This window comes from Nonomuraea sp. NPDC003709 (assembly GCF_040610775.1).
Lineage (GTDB): Bacteria > Actinomycetota > Actinomycetes > Streptosporangiales > Streptosporangiaceae > Nonomuraea > Nonomuraea angiospora_A.
Genome location: NZ_JBEXMW010000085.1, coordinates 1 through 1,954 on the forward strand (window position 1 = coordinate 1; position 1,954 = coordinate 1,954).

Annotated in this window: 1 protein-coding gene and 1 pseudogene; one reads left to right on the forward strand and one right to left on the reverse strand. The window is 35.8% G+C overall.

The annotated features are described in order from the left end of the window. Positions 1 to 301 (reverse strand): annotated as a pseudogene (locus tag ABZX61_RS65775) (IS6-like element IS1216 family transposase); the annotation flags it as partial. A 168-nt stretch (positions 302 to 469) separates the two neighbouring features. On the opposite strand from ABZX61_RS65775, the gene ABZX61_RS65780 reads away from it, so the two are divergent. Further along, complete coding sequence (locus ABZX61_RS65780) at positions 470 to 1,768, forward strand: polysaccharide deacetylase family protein (RefSeq protein ID WP_014017385.1); 1,299 nt, start codon at positions 470 to 472, stop codon at positions 1,766 to 1,768. Positions 1,769 to 1,954: the final 186 nt, after the last annotated feature.

Genomic DNA, 1,954 nt, shown 5'->3' on the forward strand with positions numbered 1-1,954 from the left:
CCAAGGTTAAACCATCTGCATCGATGGCTCGATACAAATAATGCCATTTTCCTTTAATTTTGATGTACGTTTCATCCATTTTCCATGAATAAAAGGATTTTTTATTTTTCTTTTTCCAAATTTGATAGAGTAGTTTGCCATATTCTTGCACCCAACGATAAATCGTCGTATGAGAAACGTTAATGCCACGATCATATAAGATTTCTTGAACTTCACGATAGCTAAGGTTATAACGAAGATAGTAGCCCACGGCTACAATAATCACATCCTGCTGAAATTGCTTTTCTTTAAAATGATTCATCGTCATTCCTCCTGCTATCTTTTTCTATTATTCTACCTTATTTGATAGTAGATTTAAAACTTTGCAACAGAACCCTATATTCGTTACAATGGTTATGGGAAGTTTTTCAAAAGGTTAAGAAAAGCTTACGGGGGTTTTTGAAATCAAAAAGTAGTAGGGGACGATAAAATGAAACATACACACAAAATCATATTGGCTGTCACTTCTGTATGCACTGTTATTATTCTAGGTGTAAGTATCTTTTTTGTTACACAAGCAGTAACAAACAATAAATTAGAAAACACTAGTCAAACAACTCAACACTCAAGCAGCAGCTCAAAACCTGTTGAAGATAAACAAACGACGAAACAGCTTGATCAAGCAAAACAGCTTGCTGCAAGTTATCATTATGATGAAGCCATCGCCTTACTTGAAAAAGACGACGCCAAAGAAGCGCAACAATTGTTAGCAACTTTGAAAAAAGAAAAAGAATCCTTGGTAAAATGGGAAGACCCGACCAAAATCTCACACGTCTTCTTTCATAGTCTGATTGTTGATCCAGCTAAGGCTTTTCATACCCAGCAAGCACAAGGGTATAAAGATTATATGGTCACTATTTCCGAATTCAATAAAACCATTGATCAGTTATATAAAAATAACTATGTTCTTGTTAATCTAAATGGATTAGTCAAAAAAGGAACAGATGGAAAACTGACCTTTACAGGTGTTTCTCTTCCAGAAGGAAAGAAACCGTTAATTCTTTCGCAAGACGATGTCAGCTATTATGAATACATGGACAATTCAGGATTTCCAAGTAAGTTGATTGTCGATAAACAGAACCAAATCAAGAATATTTATATCGACAATAAGAAGGAAACTGTTGGTGACTATGATATGGTTCCATTGATCGATTCATTCATTAAAAAACATCCCGATTTTTCTTATCAAGGCGCCAAAGGAACATTAGCTTTAACAGGCTATAATGGTGTATTAGGTTACCGTACATCAAAATCAGAATATGGTGATAACGAAAAAACAAACAAAGAAATCGAAGCAGCCAAAAAAGTTGCTGATCAATTAAAGAAAGATGGTTGGAGTTTTGCTTCTCATACTTGGGGACACTTGAATATGACACAAGCTTCTTTAGCCGATATCCAACAAGATAATGAACGTTGGCAAAATGAAGTTGCACCTATTTTAGGCAAAACAAATATTTTGATCTACCCATTTGGCGCTGACATCAGCGATTGGCAACCTTATTCTGAAGCAAATCAAAAATTTGCTTACTTGAAACAACAAGGATTTGATATCTTCTGCAATGTCGATGCCTCAACTCCTGCATGGGGACAACTAGGAACTGACTACTACCGTAACGCCAGAATCAATATTGACGGTATCCGTTTCGAAGCTGACCTAAAAGGAGAAAATCCAATACTTGATCAATTTATCAACGTCAAAGAAGTGTATGACCAAAAAGATCGAGGATAGAGGTTGTGAAAGAAGCGTCCAGCTCCGCCGACAATAAGTAGGAATTAACTATCTAGGAACGCATACCATGCGTAAAACAGGCGCTTATAAGGTCTATACCCAGTCAAACTATAATATTGGTTTAGTGATGCATTTATTAAACCATTCAAGTGAAGCCATGACCTTAACGTATCTTGGATTAGATCA

Coding starts and splice junctions, on each gene's coding strand:
- ABZX61_RS65780 (WP_014017385.1), top strand. CDS start 470: ATGAAACATACACACAAAATCATATTGGCTGTCACTTCTGTATGCACT.